At 71.0% G+C, this 16,628-nt stretch carries 13 protein-coding genes and 2 pseudogenes; 7 read left to right on the plus strand and 8 right to left on the minus strand.

Annotation, left to right across the window (positions count from 1 at the left end; all coding sequences use genetic code 11):
- Window positions 1–110: 110 nt before the first annotated feature.
- Window positions 111–1,376 (plus strand): sensor histidine kinase, encoded by a 1,266-nt coding sequence (locus P0R32_RS15185; RefSeq protein WP_276237879.1) that lies wholly within the window; start codon window positions 111–113, stop codon window positions 1,374–1,376.
- A 90-nt stretch (window positions 1,377–1,466) separates the two neighbouring features.
- Here the strand turns inward: P0R32_RS15185 and P0R32_RS15190 are convergent, their stop codons facing one another.
- Window positions 1,467–2,189 (minus strand): phosphoglycerol geranylgeranyltransferase, encoded by a 723-nt coding sequence (locus tag P0R32_RS15190; RefSeq protein WP_276237880.1) that lies wholly within the window; start codon window positions 2,187–2,189, stop codon window positions 1,467–1,469.
- 316 nt (window positions 2,190–2,505) lie between these two features.
- On the opposite strand from P0R32_RS15190, the gene P0R32_RS15195 reads away from it, so the two are divergent.
- On the plus strand, window positions 2,506–2,742 hold the full coding sequence (locus tag P0R32_RS15195; protein WP_276237881.1) for a hypothetical protein: 237 nt from the start codon (window positions 2,506–2,508) through the stop codon (window positions 2,740–2,742).
- A 22-nt stretch (window positions 2,743–2,764) separates the two neighbouring features.
- Here P0R32_RS15195 and P0R32_RS15200 read toward each other — a convergent pair whose 3' ends face one another.
- The 3 genes and pseudogenes from P0R32_RS15200 to P0R32_RS15210 form a co-directional block, all read right to left on the minus strand.
- Window positions 2,765–3,556, minus strand: coding sequence for a DUF7847 domain-containing protein (locus P0R32_RS15200; protein WP_276237882.1), 792 nt, complete (start codon window positions 3,554–3,556; stop codon window positions 2,765–2,767).
- 72 nt (window positions 3,557–3,628) lie between these two features.
- A pseudogene (locus P0R32_RS15205) lies at window positions 3,629–6,155 on the minus strand (DNA topoisomerase I).
- Window positions 6,156–6,232: 77 nt separating this feature from the next.
- On the minus strand, window positions 6,233–7,681 hold the full coding sequence (locus P0R32_RS15210) for a serine hydrolase domain-containing protein (RefSeq protein WP_276237883.1): 1,449 nt from the start codon (window positions 7,679–7,681) through the stop codon (window positions 6,233–6,235).
- Between the two features lie 96 nt (window positions 7,682–7,777).
- Here P0R32_RS15210 and P0R32_RS15215 point away from each other — a divergent pair, with 96 nt between their 5' ends.
- Both P0R32_RS15215 and P0R32_RS15220 read left to right on the plus strand, forming a co-directional pair.
- Window positions 7,778–8,521: a creatininase family protein gene (locus P0R32_RS15215; RefSeq protein WP_276237884.1), complete on the plus strand. Its 744-nt coding sequence runs from the start codon at window positions 7,778–7,780 to the stop codon at window positions 8,519–8,521.
- Between the two features lie 84 nt (window positions 8,522–8,605).
- Entirely contained in the window at window positions 8,606–9,019 is a 414-nt protein-coding gene (locus P0R32_RS15220; protein WP_276237885.1) for a hypothetical protein, read from the plus strand.
- A gap of 25 nt (window positions 9,020–9,044) precedes the next feature.
- Here P0R32_RS15220 and P0R32_RS15225 read toward each other — a convergent pair whose 3' ends face one another.
- The 4 genes from P0R32_RS15225 to P0R32_RS15240 form a co-directional block, all read right to left on the minus strand.
- Window positions 9,045–9,626: a DUF8173 domain-containing protein gene (locus tag P0R32_RS15225; RefSeq protein WP_276237886.1), complete on the minus strand. Its 582-nt coding sequence runs from the start codon at window positions 9,624–9,626 to the stop codon at window positions 9,045–9,047.
- Between the two features lie 22 nt (window positions 9,627–9,648).
- On the minus strand, window positions 9,649–10,137 hold the full coding sequence (locus tag P0R32_RS15230; RefSeq protein WP_276237887.1) for a bactofilin family protein: 489 nt from the start codon (window positions 10,135–10,137) through the stop codon (window positions 9,649–9,651).
- A gap of 121 nt (window positions 10,138–10,258) precedes the next feature.
- Window positions 10,259–12,130, minus strand: coding sequence for an alpha/beta hydrolase family protein (locus tag P0R32_RS15235; protein WP_276237888.1), 1,872 nt, complete (start codon window positions 12,128–12,130; stop codon window positions 10,259–10,261).
- Window positions 12,131–12,185: 55 nt separating this feature from the next.
- Complete coding sequence (locus P0R32_RS15240) at window positions 12,186–13,640, minus strand: M20/M25/M40 family metallo-hydrolase (RefSeq protein ID WP_276237889.1); 1,455 nt, start codon at window positions 13,638–13,640, stop codon at window positions 12,186–12,188.
- A 136-nt stretch (window positions 13,641–13,776) separates the two neighbouring features.
- On the opposite strand from P0R32_RS15240, the pseudogene P0R32_RS15245 reads away from it, so the two are divergent.
- From P0R32_RS15245 to P0R32_RS15255, 3 genes and pseudogenes are all read left to right on the plus strand, one after another.
- Window positions 13,777–14,643 (plus strand): annotated as a pseudogene (locus P0R32_RS15245) (metal ABC transporter substrate-binding protein); the annotation flags it as partial.
- A gap of 174 nt (window positions 14,644–14,817) precedes the next feature.
- Window positions 14,818–15,573, plus strand: coding sequence for a metal ABC transporter ATP-binding protein (locus P0R32_RS15250; protein WP_276237890.1), 756 nt, complete (start codon window positions 14,818–14,820; stop codon window positions 15,571–15,573).
- Window positions 15,570–16,601 (plus strand): metal ABC transporter permease, encoded by a 1,032-nt coding sequence (locus tag P0R32_RS15255; protein WP_276237891.1) that lies wholly within the window; start codon window positions 15,570–15,572, stop codon window positions 16,599–16,601. Before P0R32_RS15250 ends, P0R32_RS15255 begins: the two co-directional genes overlap by 4 nt.
- Window positions 16,602–16,628: the final 27 nt, after the last annotated feature.

Genomic DNA, 16,628 nt, shown 5'->3' on the forward strand with positions numbered 1-16,628 from the left:
CTCGGGAAGGCTTAACACGGAGGATCGCCCGCCAGTCGTGAGTGTCGGTCGGCAGACGCGCGTCGGCCGACGGGGGTACGCTTATCCCCCCGGCATCGAATCGACCCGCAGTGACGAACTCGGGCGGACGTGAGGAACCGAGAGACGACGCCGTGACCCGCGGCGCCGCGACTCGCGACGGCGCCGACGCGCCGGCGGAGGTCGACGACGACGCCGGACCGGCCTGGTTCTCCACCGCACTGGCGGCCAGCGGCGTGTTCACGGGGGCGCTCGTCGTCGGGACGGCCGCCCTCGCGTTCACCTCCGCGGGGCGGTCCCCGGGGTCGATCGTGTTGGGTCTCGTCGGCCCGCTGTGTGCGGTGTGGGCGTACGGCGTCACCCTCGCGTGGGTGGCGCGCACGCGCCCGCCGCGCCACCACCACGCCCGTCTCGCCGGCTGGCTGGTGATCGGGGTGATCCCGCTGGTGGTCGGTGCGGTCGTGATGCAGGCGTACAGCGCCGCCGTCGGGGCGCTGTCGTCGTTCTCGCCGGCGGCCGCGGGCGGGTGGGCCTGCGGCGGGGTCGTGTTCGGCGCCGCCGTCGGCATCGGCGACGTCCGCGTCCGGATGCGCACGGCGGAGGCCGAGGAGGCGAACGCCCGCTTCGAGCGACTCGTCGAGGTGCTCACCGTCCTCAACCGGGTGTTGCGCCACGACGTGCGCAACGACCTCACCGTGATCGCGGGGTACATCGACCTCGCGCGCCGCGAGGGCGACGCCTCCATCGCCGAGTACCTCGACGGCATCGAGGCACGCGCCGAGCGCATCGAGCGGCTGAGCGACCACGCGCGCCTCGCCGAGGACGCGGTGTTGGGCGACGAGACGATCGAGGGGACGACCGACCTCGCGCTCGTCGCCGAGCGCGTCGTCGGCACCATCGCCCGCGACTTCCCCGCCGCGGCGGTGTCGGTGCAGGTCAACCCCGAGGGAACGAGCGCCCGCGTCCCCGGCCACGACCTGCTGGAGTCGGCTATCCACAACGTCGTCGAGAACGCCGTCGAGCACGCCGGGCGCGAGGACCCGACGGTCGACGTGACCGTGCGGGTGCGCCAGACCGACGCCGTCGACGACGACGCGACCCCCCGACTGCCGTCGGGGCGAGCCCCGGTCGGCGTCGTCGAGGTAGTCGTCGCCGACGACGGCCCGGGGTTCCCCGACCGCGAGCGGGCCGTGCTGGAGGAGGGCGGCGAGGACGCGCTGGAGTCGAGTTCCGGGATGGGGCTGTGGGTGGTCCACTGGATCGTCGACACCGTCGGCGGCGTCACGACCGTCGCGGACCGCGACGGCGGCGGCAGCGTCGTCACGCTCCGGTTCCCGCGAGTCGACGACGGCGAGTGAACTGAGTCGCTGGTGAGCCACGCGGCTCGACGGGGTGACGAGAACGGGAGGAGGGTGGCGGCAGGCTGGCGGTTCGTGAGTGACGTAGCCTCAGGCGTCGGCGAGGTCGGCGTGGGCGTCTTTCACGCCCTCGACGGTCTCACGGACCGCGTCGGCGCCCTCGTCGTGGAGGAGGTCGCCGACGACGACGGTGTCGGCCACCTGCCCCATCGCGTGGGCGTCATCGTAGTCGTGGATGCCGCCGCCGTAGAACAGCGTCGACTCCTCGAGTGCGTCATGGGCCGCCTTCACCGTCTTGCGGTCGCCGAGGGTGCCGGAGTACTCGACGTACACGATGTCCTGGCCGAACATCTTCTCGGCGACGCGGGCGTACGCGCCGACCTCCTCGGGCGTGAGGTCGCAGTCGGCGCTGGTGAGCTGTGCGGCGGAGGCGTCGGGGTTGAGCACGATGTACGCCTCGGTGTGGGTGCGGTCCCAGTCGAGGTCGTCGGCGATGCGGACCCACTCCTTGTGGGCGCCGGTGATCCAGAACGGCTCGCCGGCGTTGAACACCGTCGGGATGAGGTAGCCGTCGAGCGCCTCGTCGTCGACGACGACCGCCGGGTTCGACGGCTCCTGGTACAGCGGCACGTCGTGGGCCTTGCACGCCTCGATGACACGGGTCGCCTTCTCGGAGGTCACGTCGAGCGTGCCGCCGATCTCGATGGCGTCCGTGCCGGTCTTGCAGGCGTCTTCGAACGTCTCGTCGCCGTGGAGTTCCTTGTCGGGGTCGATCTTGAGGATGTGGTCCCACTCCTCCCAGGGCGCACTCATATTGGCTGTTGGTGGTGTGCAGAGGGCTAAAAAGGGCGCGGATGCGCGGTGTGACACCCGTAGATTCAACTCCCAGCTGTGGAGGACGGACACGAGGGGCCGGCGTGCGGCATCGAGACGGCGGCTCTGCCGATAGGGTGGAGGCACGGATCGAGCGCACCGACCAGAAGGTCGATATCGTGAGGAAGCGGTAGGGGGTAGTCGTCGCCGAGTCGCGCCGCGAACGACCGACCGATTCGCTCACGGTCGCGACCGCTCCACGCTCTCGTCCCTCGATCCCAACTGATACCCGTGGTCCGCGTCTCCACAGAGAGACATGGGATTCTTAGACTCCTTCGGAGCCTTAGCGAGCAGCATCGTCGCGTCGATCGTGCTGCTGGTGTTCGCCATCCTCAGCTTCTTCATCACGGTGTTCATCGTGCAGGTCGGCGCCGGCCTCGCGGGCTACTCGCCCACCGGCGACTTCATCGTGCTGTCGGCAGCCATCCTCGCGACGGGCGCCATCGTCGCGGGGGCGACGCCGCTGTCGGGACTCAGCGGCATCACGGAGTAACGACGGGCAGTCGGCGCGCGACTCAGTTCGTCAGCTCCCGATAGTACGACACCGAGAGCGTGCCGATGAAGCTCCCGAACAGCGTCCCGACGACGATCAGCACCGCCGACAGCGCCACGGCGCCCAGCGACGGGAAGCCGACGGCGAGCGGGTCCGTCGGGACCGCGGGCATCGTCAACACCGACGAGAGCCCGACAACGGCGCCGAACCCGCCCCCGAGCGCCCCCACGAGGAGCGTGTACCCGAGGACGCTCACGAGATTCCGGCGAACGAGCGCGTAGCTGTGTCTGAGCGCGTCGAGGGCGTCGTAGTCGTCGACGACGATGGCCTGCCCGTAGAACTGGACCACGAACACGAGCACCAGATACGCGAGCACCACTGCGAGCACGACGAGGCCGGCGGCGACAAGCAGCGGCGTGCTCGGCGTGCCGCCGCCCGGGTAGAGGCTCACGACCGCGACGACAGCGGCGACGAATCCGAACAGCCCGAGCGCGAGGTTGACGCCGACGAGCAGGAGGTACACGAGGAACACCTGCACGAAGTTCGCCTTCCCGGCGGCGACGAACGTCGACAGCGACGTGTGCCCGTCGAGCGCCTCGTCGGCCATGCCGATGAAGCCGGCCTGCACGAACGGGGTCACCACGAGGAACAGCGCCGAGACGGCGAGCGACACGACGCTCGCGAGGAGCGGCGCGCTCGATTGGAGGAGCAGTTGCGGCGTCTGCAACAGCGTCAACACGAGCACGGGCACGAACAGCGCGGGGTTGCGGACGAGCGTCGCGGGCGTCCGCCGGAGGGCGGTCTGGAGGGCCATGGCTGACCACTCGTTCAGCTTCTGATAAACCTACTGACTGATCCGGCGCCGCGACGCCGCGGTCCGGCGCCGCTAGTCCGCCTTCGCCTGCCAGTCGCGCACGGTGTCGGGGCCGACGCCGTCCAACTCGTCGGCGAGCGCGTCCGGCTCCATCTCCTTGAGCGACGACACGTCGTCGACGCCGGCGTCTTTCAGCTTCTTGGCGGTCTTCTCGCCGACGCCCTCGATCGTCTCCAGTTCCGACCCCTTCTGGCGCGACTGGTACTCGCGGTAGTTGCAGATCGGACAGCCGAGTTCCCACGGTTCGTCGCCCGAGTGGACGACGAGGTGCGGCAGGTCGTGCTCCTCGCACGTCTCGTCGGTCACCTCGATCTCACCGCGCCGGGGCAGCGGCAGCGAGTAGTCGCAGTCGGGATAGCGCGTACAGCCGACGAGCCGCGACCCGGAGCGCAGGCGCTTGATCGCCAACTCGCCGCCGTGCTCCTCGCCGCAGTCGGGGCAGACGCCGATGACCTCGTCCTCCTCCTCGTCGGCCTCGTCGGCCTTGCACTGCGGACAGCCGTGGACGAACGTCTTGCGCCCCGCGAGCATCTTCACCTCGTTCAGCCCGTGGTCCTCGCACACGTCGTCGAGGATGAGCGGCTTGCCCGTCGACGGGAGCGGCAGAGTGTACTCGCACTCGGGGTAGCCGTCACAGCCGACGAAGTACGACCCCGCCCGCGACTTGCGCACGAGGAGCGTGTCGCCACACTCCGGGCACGGGCCCAACTGCTTGTCCGCCTTCAGCGACTTCTGGAGGTGGTCGCCGACCTCCTCGCGCGACTCGGCGAGTTCCTCGAACACCTGCGCCAGCATCTCGCGGGACTCGTCGGCGACCTCGTCGAAGTTCTTCTCGCCCGCGGCGATGGCCTGCATGTCCGCCTCCAGTTGGGCGGTCATCTCGTCGCTCACGATGCGGTCGGCGAACTCTTCGCTGGCCTCGACGACCGCCTTCGCGAGGCCGGTGGGTCGCGGCGGGTCGCTCTCGATGTAGCCGCGGTCGTACAGCTTCTGGATCACGTCGTGACGCGTCGCCTTCGTCCCGATGCCCATCTCCTCCATCGTCTCGATGAGCCGCGACTGGCCGTAGCGACGCGGCGGCTGGGTCTGCTTGGCCTCGAACTCGGTGTCGGCCACCGCGAGCGCCTCCCCCTTCGACACGTCGGGGACGAAGCTCTCGTTGGTCGAGAAGTACGGGTACACGCGGTGGTACCCCTCCTCCACGAGGCGCTTCCCGTTGGACTTCAGGCGGAGCGGGCCGTCGTCGATGCCCACGCTCGCGTCGCCCTCCTCGACCTCGGTGACGACGCGCAGGTGCTCCCACTCGGCGTCGGGCGCGCAGGTCGCGAGGAAGCGCCGCACGACCAGTTCGTACACCTCCCACTCGTCGTCGGAGATCTCCGACGGCGCGGGCAGTTCCCCGGTCGGGTGGATCGGGGGTGGTCGGTCGTCTCCTCGTCACCCTCGGTGGGCGTGATGTCGTCCAACTCCAGCAGCGACTCGGCGTCGTCGCCGAACTTCCGCCCCATCGACAGCTCGTCGAGCAACTCGCGCTCGTCGAGGTCCTCCGGGTAGACGGTGTTGTCCGTCCGCGGGTAGGTGATGAACCCGGCGGTGTACAGGTCCTCGGCGATGCTCATCGCCCGCTGGGCGGAGTAGCCGATGGAGGAGGCCGCGCGGATGAACTGCGTCGTGTTGAACGGCGCCGGCGGCTCGTCCGTGCGACTCCGGCGGCGGACCGAGGAGACGGTCGCCGACTCGGCCGACTCCAGTCGCTCGTAGACGGCCTCGGCGGTCGCCTCGTCCCAGACGCGCTCGGCCTCGGTGCCGTCGTCGTCCTCGTAGAAGTACTGCGCCTCGAACGCCTCCTCGGGGTCGCTCTCCGACTTCAGCAGGTCGGCGAACAGTTCCCAGTAGTCCTCGGGGTCGAACGCCTCGATTTCGCGTTCGCGGTCGACGATGAGCTTCAGCGTCGGCCCCTGCACCCGTCCGACGGAGATGAAGTCGTTCCCCAACTGCCGCGCCGACAGCGAGAGGAACCGCGTCAGCGACGCCCCCCAGATGAGGTCGATGATCTGGCGGGCCTCGCCCGCGGCGGCCAGATCGAAGTCGATCTCGTCGCGGTTCTCGAAGGCGTTGGTCACCTCGCGCTGGGTGATCGACGAGAAGCGCACGCGGTCGACCGGCACGTCCTCGTTCACCTCGCGGATCAGTTCGTACGCCTCCTTGCCGATCAACTCCCCTCGCGGTCGTAGTCAGTCGCGATGACGACGCGGTCGGCCTCCCGCGACAGCAGGCGCAGGGCGCGGACGATGCCCTCCTGCGTGGGGCGTTTGCGGACGGGCGCGTCGATCAACTCGACCGGCTCCACGTCGCGCCAGTCGTCGTACTCCGGCGGGAAGTCCACCGCGACGACGTGGCCGGACAGCCCGATACAGCGGGTGCCACCCCAGCGGTAGACGTTGACGCCGGCGCGACGCTCGGTGTCGAAGTCCTCCCCCGAGAGGATCTCCGAGAGACGCCGCGCGGCGTTGTCCTTCTCGGTGACGATCAGTTCCATCAGTTGCCCGGGGATAAGCCGAAACCCCGGGTAAAGCTTTCGCGGTCCGACCCGTCCGGCGACGACCCCCCGCCGACTCACTCCCGGCCGACAGCCTCGTCGGCCACTTTGTGGAGGTGCCAGCGGTCGTACAGCAGGTCGACCGCCGGGCCGCGAGTCCTTGGTCGACCGGCCCCACTCCCGTCGTCGCCGTCGCCAGCGGTGGTGCCCGTGTCCTCGCCCACGCGGAACTCGACGGGAACCGGTTCGCCGGCCTCGTTGGGCGTGTGGAACGTGTACGGGTCGTCCGACGCCACCAGCGGGAACGACTCGCCGCCCAGCGGCCCGACGAGTTGGAGGCGGAGCGCGTCGCCGTCGCGGGCGACGTACGCGCGCTTGGCGCCGCGGTAGGCGGCGTACTCGCCCGTCAGGCGGTCGAAGCGCCGGCGGCGTTCGACGAACGGCACGACCTCGGCTGGGTCCTCGCCGAGCGCGCACGCGAAGACGGCTTCTCCGAGTCGGACGAGCGGGTAGTCGGGCGCGGAGTTGGCCGCGACGGCGACGCCGACGCCCTCGTCGGGACAGAAGCCGGCGTACGCCGAGGAGACGGCGATAGAGCCAGAGTGCCCGACAAGTTCCCGACCGCACGACTCGCGGGTGCGCCAGCCGTAGCCGTACGGGCCGCTCGGGGTGTCGACCCGCGGGGCGGTCAGCGCCGCGACCGAGTCGGGTGCGACGACTTCGCGACCGTCGAGCGTCCCCTCGTTGAGGAACAGGCGCAGGAACCGGCCCAACTCGGCGACCGAGGCGAGCAGTCCCCCGGCGGGACGAGACAGTTCCCGGGTCGGCACCGACGCCGCCACCACGTCGCCCTCCTCGTGGAGGTACATCGTCGCGTGGTCGTCGTCCATCGCGAACGCCGCGTCCTCGAACGTCGCGCGGTCGAGGTCGAGCGGGTCGAGGACGTGCTCCTCGACGTAGCGGTCGTACGACCGCCCGGTGCACGCCTCCACCACGTCGCCGAGCAGGACGTACCCCTCGTTGCTGTAGGCGAATCGCTCGCCGGGCGCGCCGACGCGCTCACCCCGGGCGGCGGCACCCTCCACGTGGGCGCGGAAGTCGTCGCGACTCGCCAGCGCGATGGTGTCGGTCGCGCGCCGGAGTCGGCGTCCGATGAGCGCCTCGCTTGTACCCAGCGACGGGAGCCCCGACGAGTGCGACAGCAGGTGGTGCAGCCGAACCGGGTCGTCGTCGTCGCCGCCGAGGTCGACGTCGAGGTGGGTGGAGACGGGGTCGTCGAAGTCGAGCATCCCGGCGTCCCGCAGTTGCGCCAGCGCGAGCGCCGTCACCGACTTCGTGACCGAGCCGACGCCGTACAGCGTGTCGGGCGTCGCCGGGCGGTTGCCGGCGAGGTCGCGAGAGCCGAAGCCGTCGGCGTACACGACGCCGTCGCGGTCGACGACGCAGACGCTGACCGCCGGGAGCCGGTCGCGTCGCATCGTCCGCCGACACACGTCCGCCGCCAGCGCTCGCGCGTCTTCGTTCATGGTCGGGCGTCGCGCCGGACGGCCTTCAACCCGCCTCCCCGCTCGCGGGGTGCCGCTTCCCGAAGGGGTATGCCCCGGGAGGCCGCCGGAGGCGGTATGCCCGAGACCGAACACGACCTCGCGACGATGACGTGGGAGGACGCCGGCGACCGCTTCCTCGGCGCCGACGGCGTCGTCGTCCCGACCGGCTCCACCGAACAGCACTCCGTCCACCTGCCGCTGTCGACCGACAGCCTCCGCGCCGAGCACCTCTCTGCGGAGTTGGTCGAGGCAGCGCCCGACCACGACCTCGACCTCCTGCGCGCGCCGACGCTCCCCTACGGCTACAGCGAACACCACATGCCGTTCCCCGGCACCGTCACGCTCTCGCAGGACACGTACAAGCAGGCGCTCATCGATATCGGCGCCTCCCTCGCGGAGCACGGCGCACAGCGCATCATCTTCCTCAACTGCCACGGCGGCAACACGCAGGCACTGGCGCTCGCGAGCGACCGCCTCAGCCGCGACCACGACACGACCGCCCACGTCGTCCACTGGACGGACTACGGGCGCGACGAGTTGGAAGAGCACTTCGGCGAGGGGTGGGGCCACGCCGGCGACCACGAGACGAGTTTCGTCGAACTCGTGCGCGACGACCTCGTGAAGGCCGGCAAAAAGGAGCCCCAGAACGCGAAGGACCTGCCCGAGACGACCTCGTGGACGTACTTCTCGGACGTGACCGAGTTGGGCGGGATGGGCGACCCGACGAACTCCGACCCCGAGTTCATGGAGGGGGTCGTAGAGCGGACGACCGAGCGGATCCTGGAGGCGTTGAACGAGGACATCGCCGAGGGGTGGTGAGCGAGGGCCAACCGGGGCCGAGGGTCGCGACTGCGGTCCCGTGGCTGCCGAAGAACTATCGGGTTCGAAGTGGTCCGACGATCCGTGCCCTCCTCGACCAGACTCGCCGAGTATCTGCTCCCCGACCGCGACCCGACGTGGACTGACGTCGCGATGGCGGTCCTCGCGGTCGTGTGGCTCCCCGTCCAACTCCTCCAGACGACACCGCCGTTGCTCTGGATCGCCGTCGGTTTCGCCTCCGTGTGGGTCGCGCTCGGCCCGCTCGCGCGGACCGACGCCGGCGCGCGACTCGACGGGTGGTTCACCCGGATCGGTGTCGCCGGACGAGTCGTCGTGATCGCGGCGGTCGGTGTCGCTATCTGGACCGCCGTCACGGTGGTCGAGGCATCGAGAGGACTCGTGTTCGGCGTCAGCGTCGGCGTGTTCGCCGCGATACCGCCGTTCGTCTGCCTTCACGTGCTGGTCGCTGGACGACCCCAGCGGTGGCGCACTGAGTGACCGACCCGAAAAACGAACCGCGAAGTCAGGCCGCGGGGTCGCCGCTGGAACCAACCTCGGGCTCCACCGGCTCCTCGCCGCGCTCGCCCGTCCGGCGGGCGTTGAGGGCGAGGAGGACCGCACCGGCACCGATCACGGTGAGCGCGAGCCGGAACAGACCGCCGCCGGGGACGAACCGCGAGATGCCCACGAGGAGCACGCCACCGAGCAGCGCGTACCAGCGGGCGTACTCGGCGTCCGCGCGGTCGAGTGCCCGGACGCCCCACGTCCCGAGGACGTAGGCGCCGAGCACCAAGCCGACCCACAGGAGGACGCCGTAGGCGACCGCACCCAGCAGGGCCAGCGGGATGCCGATGATCGTCACAGCGACGAGCACGAGCAGGACCGGGGCGAACACGAGCGCCGCGAGGCCGAACCCGCCGCTGCGGGCCGTCCGGGTGAGGCCGAAGTCGCCGACCTCCGAGACGAACCGCGGGAGCAGCGCCAGCAGGAGGCCACCCAGCGCGAGGTGGGCGAGCACGGTGTAGACGACGCTCACCCACGACGGGACGGTGAACAGGGGACCGGGAGTCACCTCGGGCCCGAACTCCAGGTCGGTCGCGCGCACGTCGCCGGCGACGGTCGCGCCCTCATTCGTGAACTGCTCGGTGTCGTACAGGAGGTCGCCCCCGACGGTGGCGCCCGCGCCGACGACGACCGTGCCGGCGTCGAGCGAGAGTACCCTCGGTGGTCCCGTCGATCAGCGCCTCGCCGGCGCCGACCTCGGCGTCGCCGACGAGCACGCCGCCCTCACGGAGGACGAACGAGCCGGCGGCCACCTGCGTGGCGCCTTCGACGCGTCCCTCGACGGTGATGGCGCCCGCGGCGCCGGTGAGGTCCCCCCGGACGACGCCGGTAGGCGCGATCACGACCGTCCCACCGACGGCGTTCACGCTGCCGTCGACGGTCCCGCGGATGATCACGGTGCCACCGACGGCTTCGAGGTCGTCGGCGACCGTCTCGCCCGCGGCGATCACGACGGTTCCGCCCACGCGGGAGTCGGCGGCTGCGACGGGTGCGCTCGCGATCACGAGGACCGCGAACAGCACCGCGAGGAGTCGCGCTGCTGTGGATGTCATAACGATCACTAGGACGACGTGTGAACGCATAAACACGTACGGAGCCGTGTCCACAAGCGACACGCAGAACCGGAAGACGAGAGCGAGGTCGGCGCGGGCTATCAAACGCGGGGGCGGCGGCTCAGACGTGCTCGTCCAGGAAGTCGGCGATCAGTTCGAACTCCGCGATCAGGTTCTCTCGACTCGTCGTGTGGTGGCCCTCGTCCTCGAAGATCAGTTTCTCGACCGGGACGCCCTGCTCGCGGACGGCGTCGACGACCTGTTCGGCCTCGCCGACGGGCACTCGCGGGTCGTTGGCGCCGTGTTGGACGAACAGGGGACTGCGTACCTCCTCGATGTGCGTCAGCGGCGAGATGGCCTTCAGGAAGTCGTAGTCGTCCGCCAAGGAGCCGTACTCGGCCTCGCGGTGGCTGCGGCGCCACTCGCCGGTGTTCTCGAGGAACGTCGTGAAGTCCGCGATGCCGACGAAGTCGACGGCTGCGGCCCACAGGTCGGGGTACTCGGTGATGGCCGCGAGCACCATGAACCCGCCGTACGAGCGCCCGTAGGCGACGACGCGGTCGTCGTCGACCGCGGGCTGGTCGGCGAGCCACTCGACGCCCGCCGCCACGTCGGCGACCGAGTCCATCCGCTGCTCGACGTCGTCGAGGTGCGAGTACGCCGTGCCGTAGCCGGAGGAGCCGCGGACGTTCGGCTCCAACACGGCGTACCCCCTGTTGAGGAAGAACTGCTTCGTCGGGTAGAACCACGGGCGGCGCTGGTGTTCGGGGCCGCCGTGGATGTCGACGATGACGGGGACCGGGTCCTCGGCGCTCGCGCCCGGCGGGAGCGTCCAGTAGGCGGGGATGCCGCGCCCGTCGAACGTCTCGTAGTGGACCGTCTCCGGGTCGTGGAAGGCGGCGTCGGGGAGTCCGTTGCGACCGACCGGCGTCCAGTCGGTCGCCGCGTCGTCGCCGAACGCGACCGCCCGCACGCCGTACGGCGTCGTCGGCGACGTGTGCGTGAACACGAGGCGGTCGGCGTCGGGCCCGAACGTGAGGTCCGAGACGACGCCGTCGACGGCGGGCGCGGGCGTCGAGTCGAACGCGAACTCGCCGTCGGCGTCGGACGCGAGCGTGCCCGCATGCAGCGACGAGTAGCCCCCCTCGTTGACAGTGTACGCGAGGCGACCGGTGTCGGGGTCGAACGCGAGCGCGTCGACGTCCCACGCGTCGGTGCCGGGGTTGCCCGGCGCCTCGTCGTGACCAGCCAGTGGGGTCACGTCGCCGGAGTCGAGCGAGAGCCGGCCCACGTAGGCGGTGTCGCTCCCGCGGTTCGTGACGAACACGAGACCGCCGGCGCCGTCGAAGTGGACGTGCGAGTACGTCGCCTCGGCGTCGTCCGACAGGCGGGTCGTCTCGCCGGTGGCCAGGTCGAGGAGGGTGAGGTCCTCGTCGTAGCTGGAGTGGGCTTTGGTGAGCACGAGCCGGTCCCCCTCGGGCCCGAAGGCGGCGACAGAGAGGAACCCGCCCGGCCCCTCGAACACGCGCTCTGGCTCGCCCGCAGGGTCGTCTGGCGCCTCGACCGACTGCACGTACACGTCGAATCGGGCGTCGTCCGCGCGGTTGGCGGCGTAGGCGACGCGGTCGCCGTCGGGTCCCCACACACCCCACGAGTGGGTCGAGTCGGGGTCGGCGGTCAGCGCGCGCTCGACGCCGGTGGCGAGGTCGTAGTGGTACAGTTGGTCGCGCTCGTCGCTCCCGGTGTCCATCGCGTACACGAACGCCTCGTCGGTGGGTGAGGCCGCCAGCGCGGAGACGCGCTCCTCGTGGGGCGTGAGGCGGTCGGGCCACGCCGCCGGCTCGTCGGTCGTCCACACCTGCGGCGTGCCGGAGGTGTCCGCGAGGAACAGGAGGCGCCCGTCGGGCGTCAGCGTCGGCGAGTCGACGTGGTCGACCGCGAGGAATCGGGCGACGCCGTAGCCCGCGTCGGCGGTGTCGGCGGTGTCGGTCACACGCTCACGGCGTGGGGCCCGGGGCTAAAGCGTTCGGCAGGCGGCGAGGCGTGAGCTACAGGTTCGTCTCGGCGACTCGCTCCAGCACCGCCGCCGTCGTCCGGATCCCACGCTCGAAGCAGTCGAGGTCGAGGTGCTCGTTCGGCGAGTGGTTCCCCTGGTCGGGGTTCGCGTACGGCACCACGAGCACCGGTACGTCAGCGAGCGCGTCGACGCGACGGAAGAACGCCGCCGGGAGTGACCCGCCGAGGACCGGGAGTTCGACCGGATCGGCGTCCCAGACGGCCGCCAGCGCCGAGCGAACCGGATCGCTCGCTGGCGTGTCGACCGGCGTCTTCATCGGCGGGAACCCGGTCCCCTTCGTCACCTCGACGTCGGGGTGGACGCCGGCGACGTGGTCGCGGATGCGCTCGAACGCCCGGTCCGGGTCCTGCCCGGGGACGAGTCGCGAGTCGAGTTTCGCCGTCGCCGCGCGTGGGATGACGGTCTTACTCCCCTCGCCCTGATACCCCGCGTCGAGGCCGTTCACCGTGACTGTCGGCTCCAGCAACAGGCGCTCGTAGTAGTCCCGGTCGGTCGCGAAGTGGGTGAGGCCCAGTTCCTCGCGCACCGCGTCCGCGTCGTCGGGGAGCGCCGCGACCAACTCGCGGTCGGCGTCGGTGACCGCCACGTCGTCGTAGAAGCCGTCGACGGCGACCCGGTCGCCGCCGGAGGGGTAGCCGCGCTCGGGGTCCGTCCCCTCGCCGTACGCCGTGAGGGAGGCCACCACCTCCGCGAGTTCCGTCGCGGCGTTGGGGACGGGGCCGCCGAAGTTGCCCGAGTGCAGGTCCGCGTTCCCCGTCTCCAGGTCCAGTTGGAACGTGAGGATGCCGCGGTTGCCGTAGATGAGCGTCGGGCGCCCCGAACGGTGCTGCGGGCCGTCGGCGACGTACACTAGGTCCGCGTCGCGGACGGCGGCCGCGGGCGCGTCGGACTCGGCTTCGGGGTCCGCGACAGTGCCGTCGAGGTAGTCCTTCAGCCCGAGACTTCCGCTCTCCTCGCCGCCCTCGACGAGGAGTTTCACCGTCACCTCGGGCACCGCGTCGGCGGCCCCGAGCGCGTCGAGCGCGAACGCGTGGGCGGCGAACTGCCCCTTGTTGTCGCCGGCGCCGCGGCAGTAGATGCTCCCGTCGCGCACGGTCGGCTCGAACGGTGGCGAGTCCCACTGCTCGGGGTGTTCGGCGGGCTGCACGTCGTAGTGACCGTAGAACAGCACCGTCGGCGCGTCGGGGGCGGCGGCGACGCGCTCGCCGTACACCAGCGGGTAGCGCTCGGTTTCGATGCGCCGCGCGTCGAGGCCGTGGTCGGCAAGGAACTCGCAGACCGCGTCGGCGCCGGCGTCCATCCCCTCGCCGGTCGCGCTGATCGTCGGCAGTCGGAGGAGGTCGAACAGCGAGTCGCGGTAGTCGTCGATGCGGTCGGCGACGACGGGGTCTGCCGCGCTCGCCGGTGCGGACTCGTCGGTGGACATGCGTGGACGGGCGCGCTCGGGGGGCTTCGCTCTTGGGCCGGCGGCGCGGCGTGCCGGAACGACCAGGGCATTGCTAACTGAGACAAGCTATTGATGGCAAAGTTAATATTCTAACCCAGGATGTTACTAACTAGAGATGGAACACACCCGACGCTCGGTCCTCGCGTCCGCCGGTGCCCTCACAGCGGGGGCGCTGGCCGGCTGTCTCGGCGACACGGACGCCGCGAACGCTGCCGAGTCGACCACCGGCCCCACGGCACAGGCGTCGTTCTTCGTCTTCGGCGACATCGCCGCCGAGGTGGCGGGCGAGGCGACCACCACGGACCTCCTCGTGCCGGTCGGGCAACACGGCCACGGCTGGGAGCCGGGGCCGCGCATCCGCGAGTCGATCCGCGACGCCGACCTGCTCGTCCACGGCATGACGGGGTTCCAGCCGTGGGTCGACGACGTGCTCGGCGACCTCGCGGCTGACGACAGCGGTGTGACGACGGTCGACGCCAGCGCCGGCGTCGACCTCCTCCCCGCGAGCGCAGACCACGAGGACGGGCACGACAGCGAGGAGGAACACCACGAGGAGGAGACGCACACCGAAGCGCACAGCGAGGAGGAACACCACGAAGAGGAGTCGGGCGACGAGCACGACCACGAGAACGTCGACCCGCACTTCTGGATGGACCCCCTCCGCGTGCGCGAGGCGACCACGACCGTCCGCGAGGCGCTCTCCGAGGTCGACCCGGACGCGGTCGACACCCACGAAGCCAACGCCGAGTCGTTCCGCGCGGCGCTGACCTCGCTGGACGAGCGCATCGCCACGCTGGTCGACGAGGCGTCGCGCGACACCGTCCTCGTCGCCGGCCACAACTCCTTCCGCTACCTCAGCGACCGGTACGGGCTCCACGTCGAGGCGCTCACTGGCGTCGGCCCGGACGACCAGCCGACGACGCGCGACGTCGAGCGCGCTCGCGAGGCCGTCGAGACCCACGACCTCCGGTACGTCTGTGCGGACCCCATCGAGTCCCAGCGCGCCGCCGACCAACTGGTCGCGGAGACCGCCGCCGAGGAGGTGCTCCCCTCACCGCGATGCCCGGCTCACCGACGAGTGGGCCGACGAGGACTGGGGCTACCTCGACGTGATGGAGCAAGTGAACCTCCCGACGCTGGAGCGCGTCCTCGGCGAATGAGCGACGCCCGCGACACCGCCGTCAGCTTCGACGACGTGTCGTTCGCCTACGGCGAGCGCTCGGTCGTCGAGGACGTGTCGCTGACAGTCGAGGAGGGCGCGTTCCTCGGCCTCGTCGGGCCGAACGGCTCCGGGAAGACGACGCTGTTGAAGCTCGCGATCGGCCTGATTCGACCCGACAGCGGCTCGGTCACCGTGTTCGACGACCCCGCCCACCGCCGGGGCGACGGGCGGCGCGTCGGCTACGTCCCGCAGGACGTCGGCGGCGCGAGCGACGGGATGCCGATCACCGTCGCCGAGGTCGTTCGGATGGGGCGCTACCCAGGACGACTGTACCGCCGGTTCGACGCCGACGACCGGCATGCGGTCGCCGCGGCGATGGACCGCGTCGGCATCGCCGACCTCGCCGACCGTCGGATCGGGCGGCTCTCCGGGGGGCAACGCCAGCGGGCGTTCATCGCGCGGGCGCTGGCCGCCGAGGCTGACCTGCTCGCGCTCGACGAGCCGACCGTCGGCGTCGACGCCGAGTCGCGCGAGGCGTTCTACGAGTTGCTGGGCGAGTTGAACGCCGAGGGGATCACGGTGGTGCTCGTCGAGCACGACATCGGCGTCGTCACCGCGCACGCCTCTGAGATCGCGTGTCTGAATCGGGAGCTGTTCTTCCACGGCGACCCCGACTCGTTCGTCGAGACGGACGCGCTCGCGGAGGCGTACGGCAACGCACACCACGTCGTCGCCCACGACCACCCATGACCGGCGTCACCTCCCTCGCCGCGCTCGTGGTCGCGGTGCCGCTCCTCTTCGCCGGCGTCGCCGACGCCGGCGACCGCGCGCTCGGTGTCCTCCTCGACGACCTGTGGGGCGGCGTGCTCGACGTGCTCGCGGGCGCGACGGGCGTCGACGTGCTCGCGTTCCCGTTCATGCAGCGAGCGTACCTCGCGGCCGTCTGCGTCGCGGTGGTGGGCCCGCTCGTCGGGAGCTTCCTCGTCCATCGCGAGTTGGCGATGATCGGCGACACGCTCGCGCACGCCGCGTTCGCGGGCGTCGCCGCGGGCCTGTTCGTCAACAGCGTCTTCGCGACGAGCGTCCCGCCGCTGGCGACGGCGCTTGTCGTCGCCGCGCTGGCGGCGCTGGTCGTCCAGACGCTCGTTGACTACGCGGGCACCTCCCGCGACACGTCGCTGGCGATGGTGCTCACCGGATCGTTCGCCGTCGGGAGCGTCCTGATCACCGCGACCGACGGCGGCATCGCGGTCGGCATCAACGCCTACCTGTTCGGCTCGCTCGCGACCGTTTCGCGGGGCAACGCTGGCATCTTGCTCGCGATGACCGTCGTCGTCGGCCTCGCGGTTGGCGCGGCCTACCGCCCGCTCGTGTACGTCACCTTCGACGAGGTGGGCGCCCGCGCCGCCGGGATCGACGCCGGGTGGTACACCCGCCTGCTGGCGGTGCTCACCGCGGTCGTGGTCGTCGGCGCCATGCAGATCATGGGCGTCATCCTCGTCGCCGCGATGTTGGTGGTCCCCGTCGCGACCGCAGCCCCGGTCACGGGGTTCAAGCGGTCGATGGCCGCGAGCGTCGTCGCCGGCCTCGTCGCCACCGTCGGCGGCGTCACGCTGTCGTACTGGTTCGACGTGGCCGCGGGCGGCACCGTCGTCCTCGTCGCGCTCGCGACGTACGTCGCCGTCACGGGCACCGTGCGGGGCCGCCGGCGGATCGCCGTCCGCCGGGATTCGGAAGCGACGGGCGTCGCTGCAGACGGCGGCGACAACGGGACCTGACTGCGTCCGAGCCACCGGCTTCTTGTG

The sequence above is a fragment of the Halobaculum marinum genome, assembly GCF_029338555.1.
GTDB lineage: Archaea > Halobacteriota > Halobacteria > Halobacteriales > Haloferacaceae > Halobaculum > Halobaculum marinum.

Bases quoted from the DNA above. Each gene is read 5' to 3' on its own strand.
- P0R32_RS15195 (WP_276237881.1), top strand. From the start codon at position 2,506: ATGGGATTCTTAGACTCCTTCGGAGCCTTAGCGAGCAGCATCGTCGCG.
- P0R32_RS15250 (WP_276237890.1), top strand. From the start codon at position 14,818: ATGAGCGACGCCCGCGACACCGCCGTCAGCTTCGACGACGTGTCGTTC.
- P0R32_RS15215 (WP_276237884.1), top strand. From the start codon at position 7,778: ATGCCCGAGACCGAACACGACCTCGCGACGATGACGTGGGAGGACGCC.
- P0R32_RS15210 (WP_276237883.1), bottom strand. From the start codon at position 7,681: ATGAACGAAGACGCGCGAGCGCTGGCGGCGGACGTGTGTCGGCGGACG.
- P0R32_RS15230 (WP_276237887.1), bottom strand. From the start codon at position 10,137: ATGACATCCACAGCAGCGCGACTCCTCGCGGTGCTGTTCGCGGTCCTC.
- P0R32_RS15255 (WP_276237891.1), top strand. From the start codon at position 15,570: ATGACCGGCGTCACCTCCCTCGCCGCGCTCGTGGTCGCGGTGCCGCTC.
- P0R32_RS15190 (WP_276237880.1), bottom strand. From the start codon at position 2,189: ATGAGTGCGCCCTGGGAGGAGTGGGACCACATCCTCAAGATCGACCCC.
- P0R32_RS15240 (WP_276237889.1), bottom strand. From the start codon at position 13,640: ATGTCCACCGACGAGTCCGCACCGGCGAGCGCGGCAGACCCCGTCGTC.
- P0R32_RS15200 (WP_276237882.1), bottom strand. From the start codon at position 3,556: ATGGCCCTCCAGACCGCCCTCCGGCGGACGCCCGCGACGCTCGTCCGC.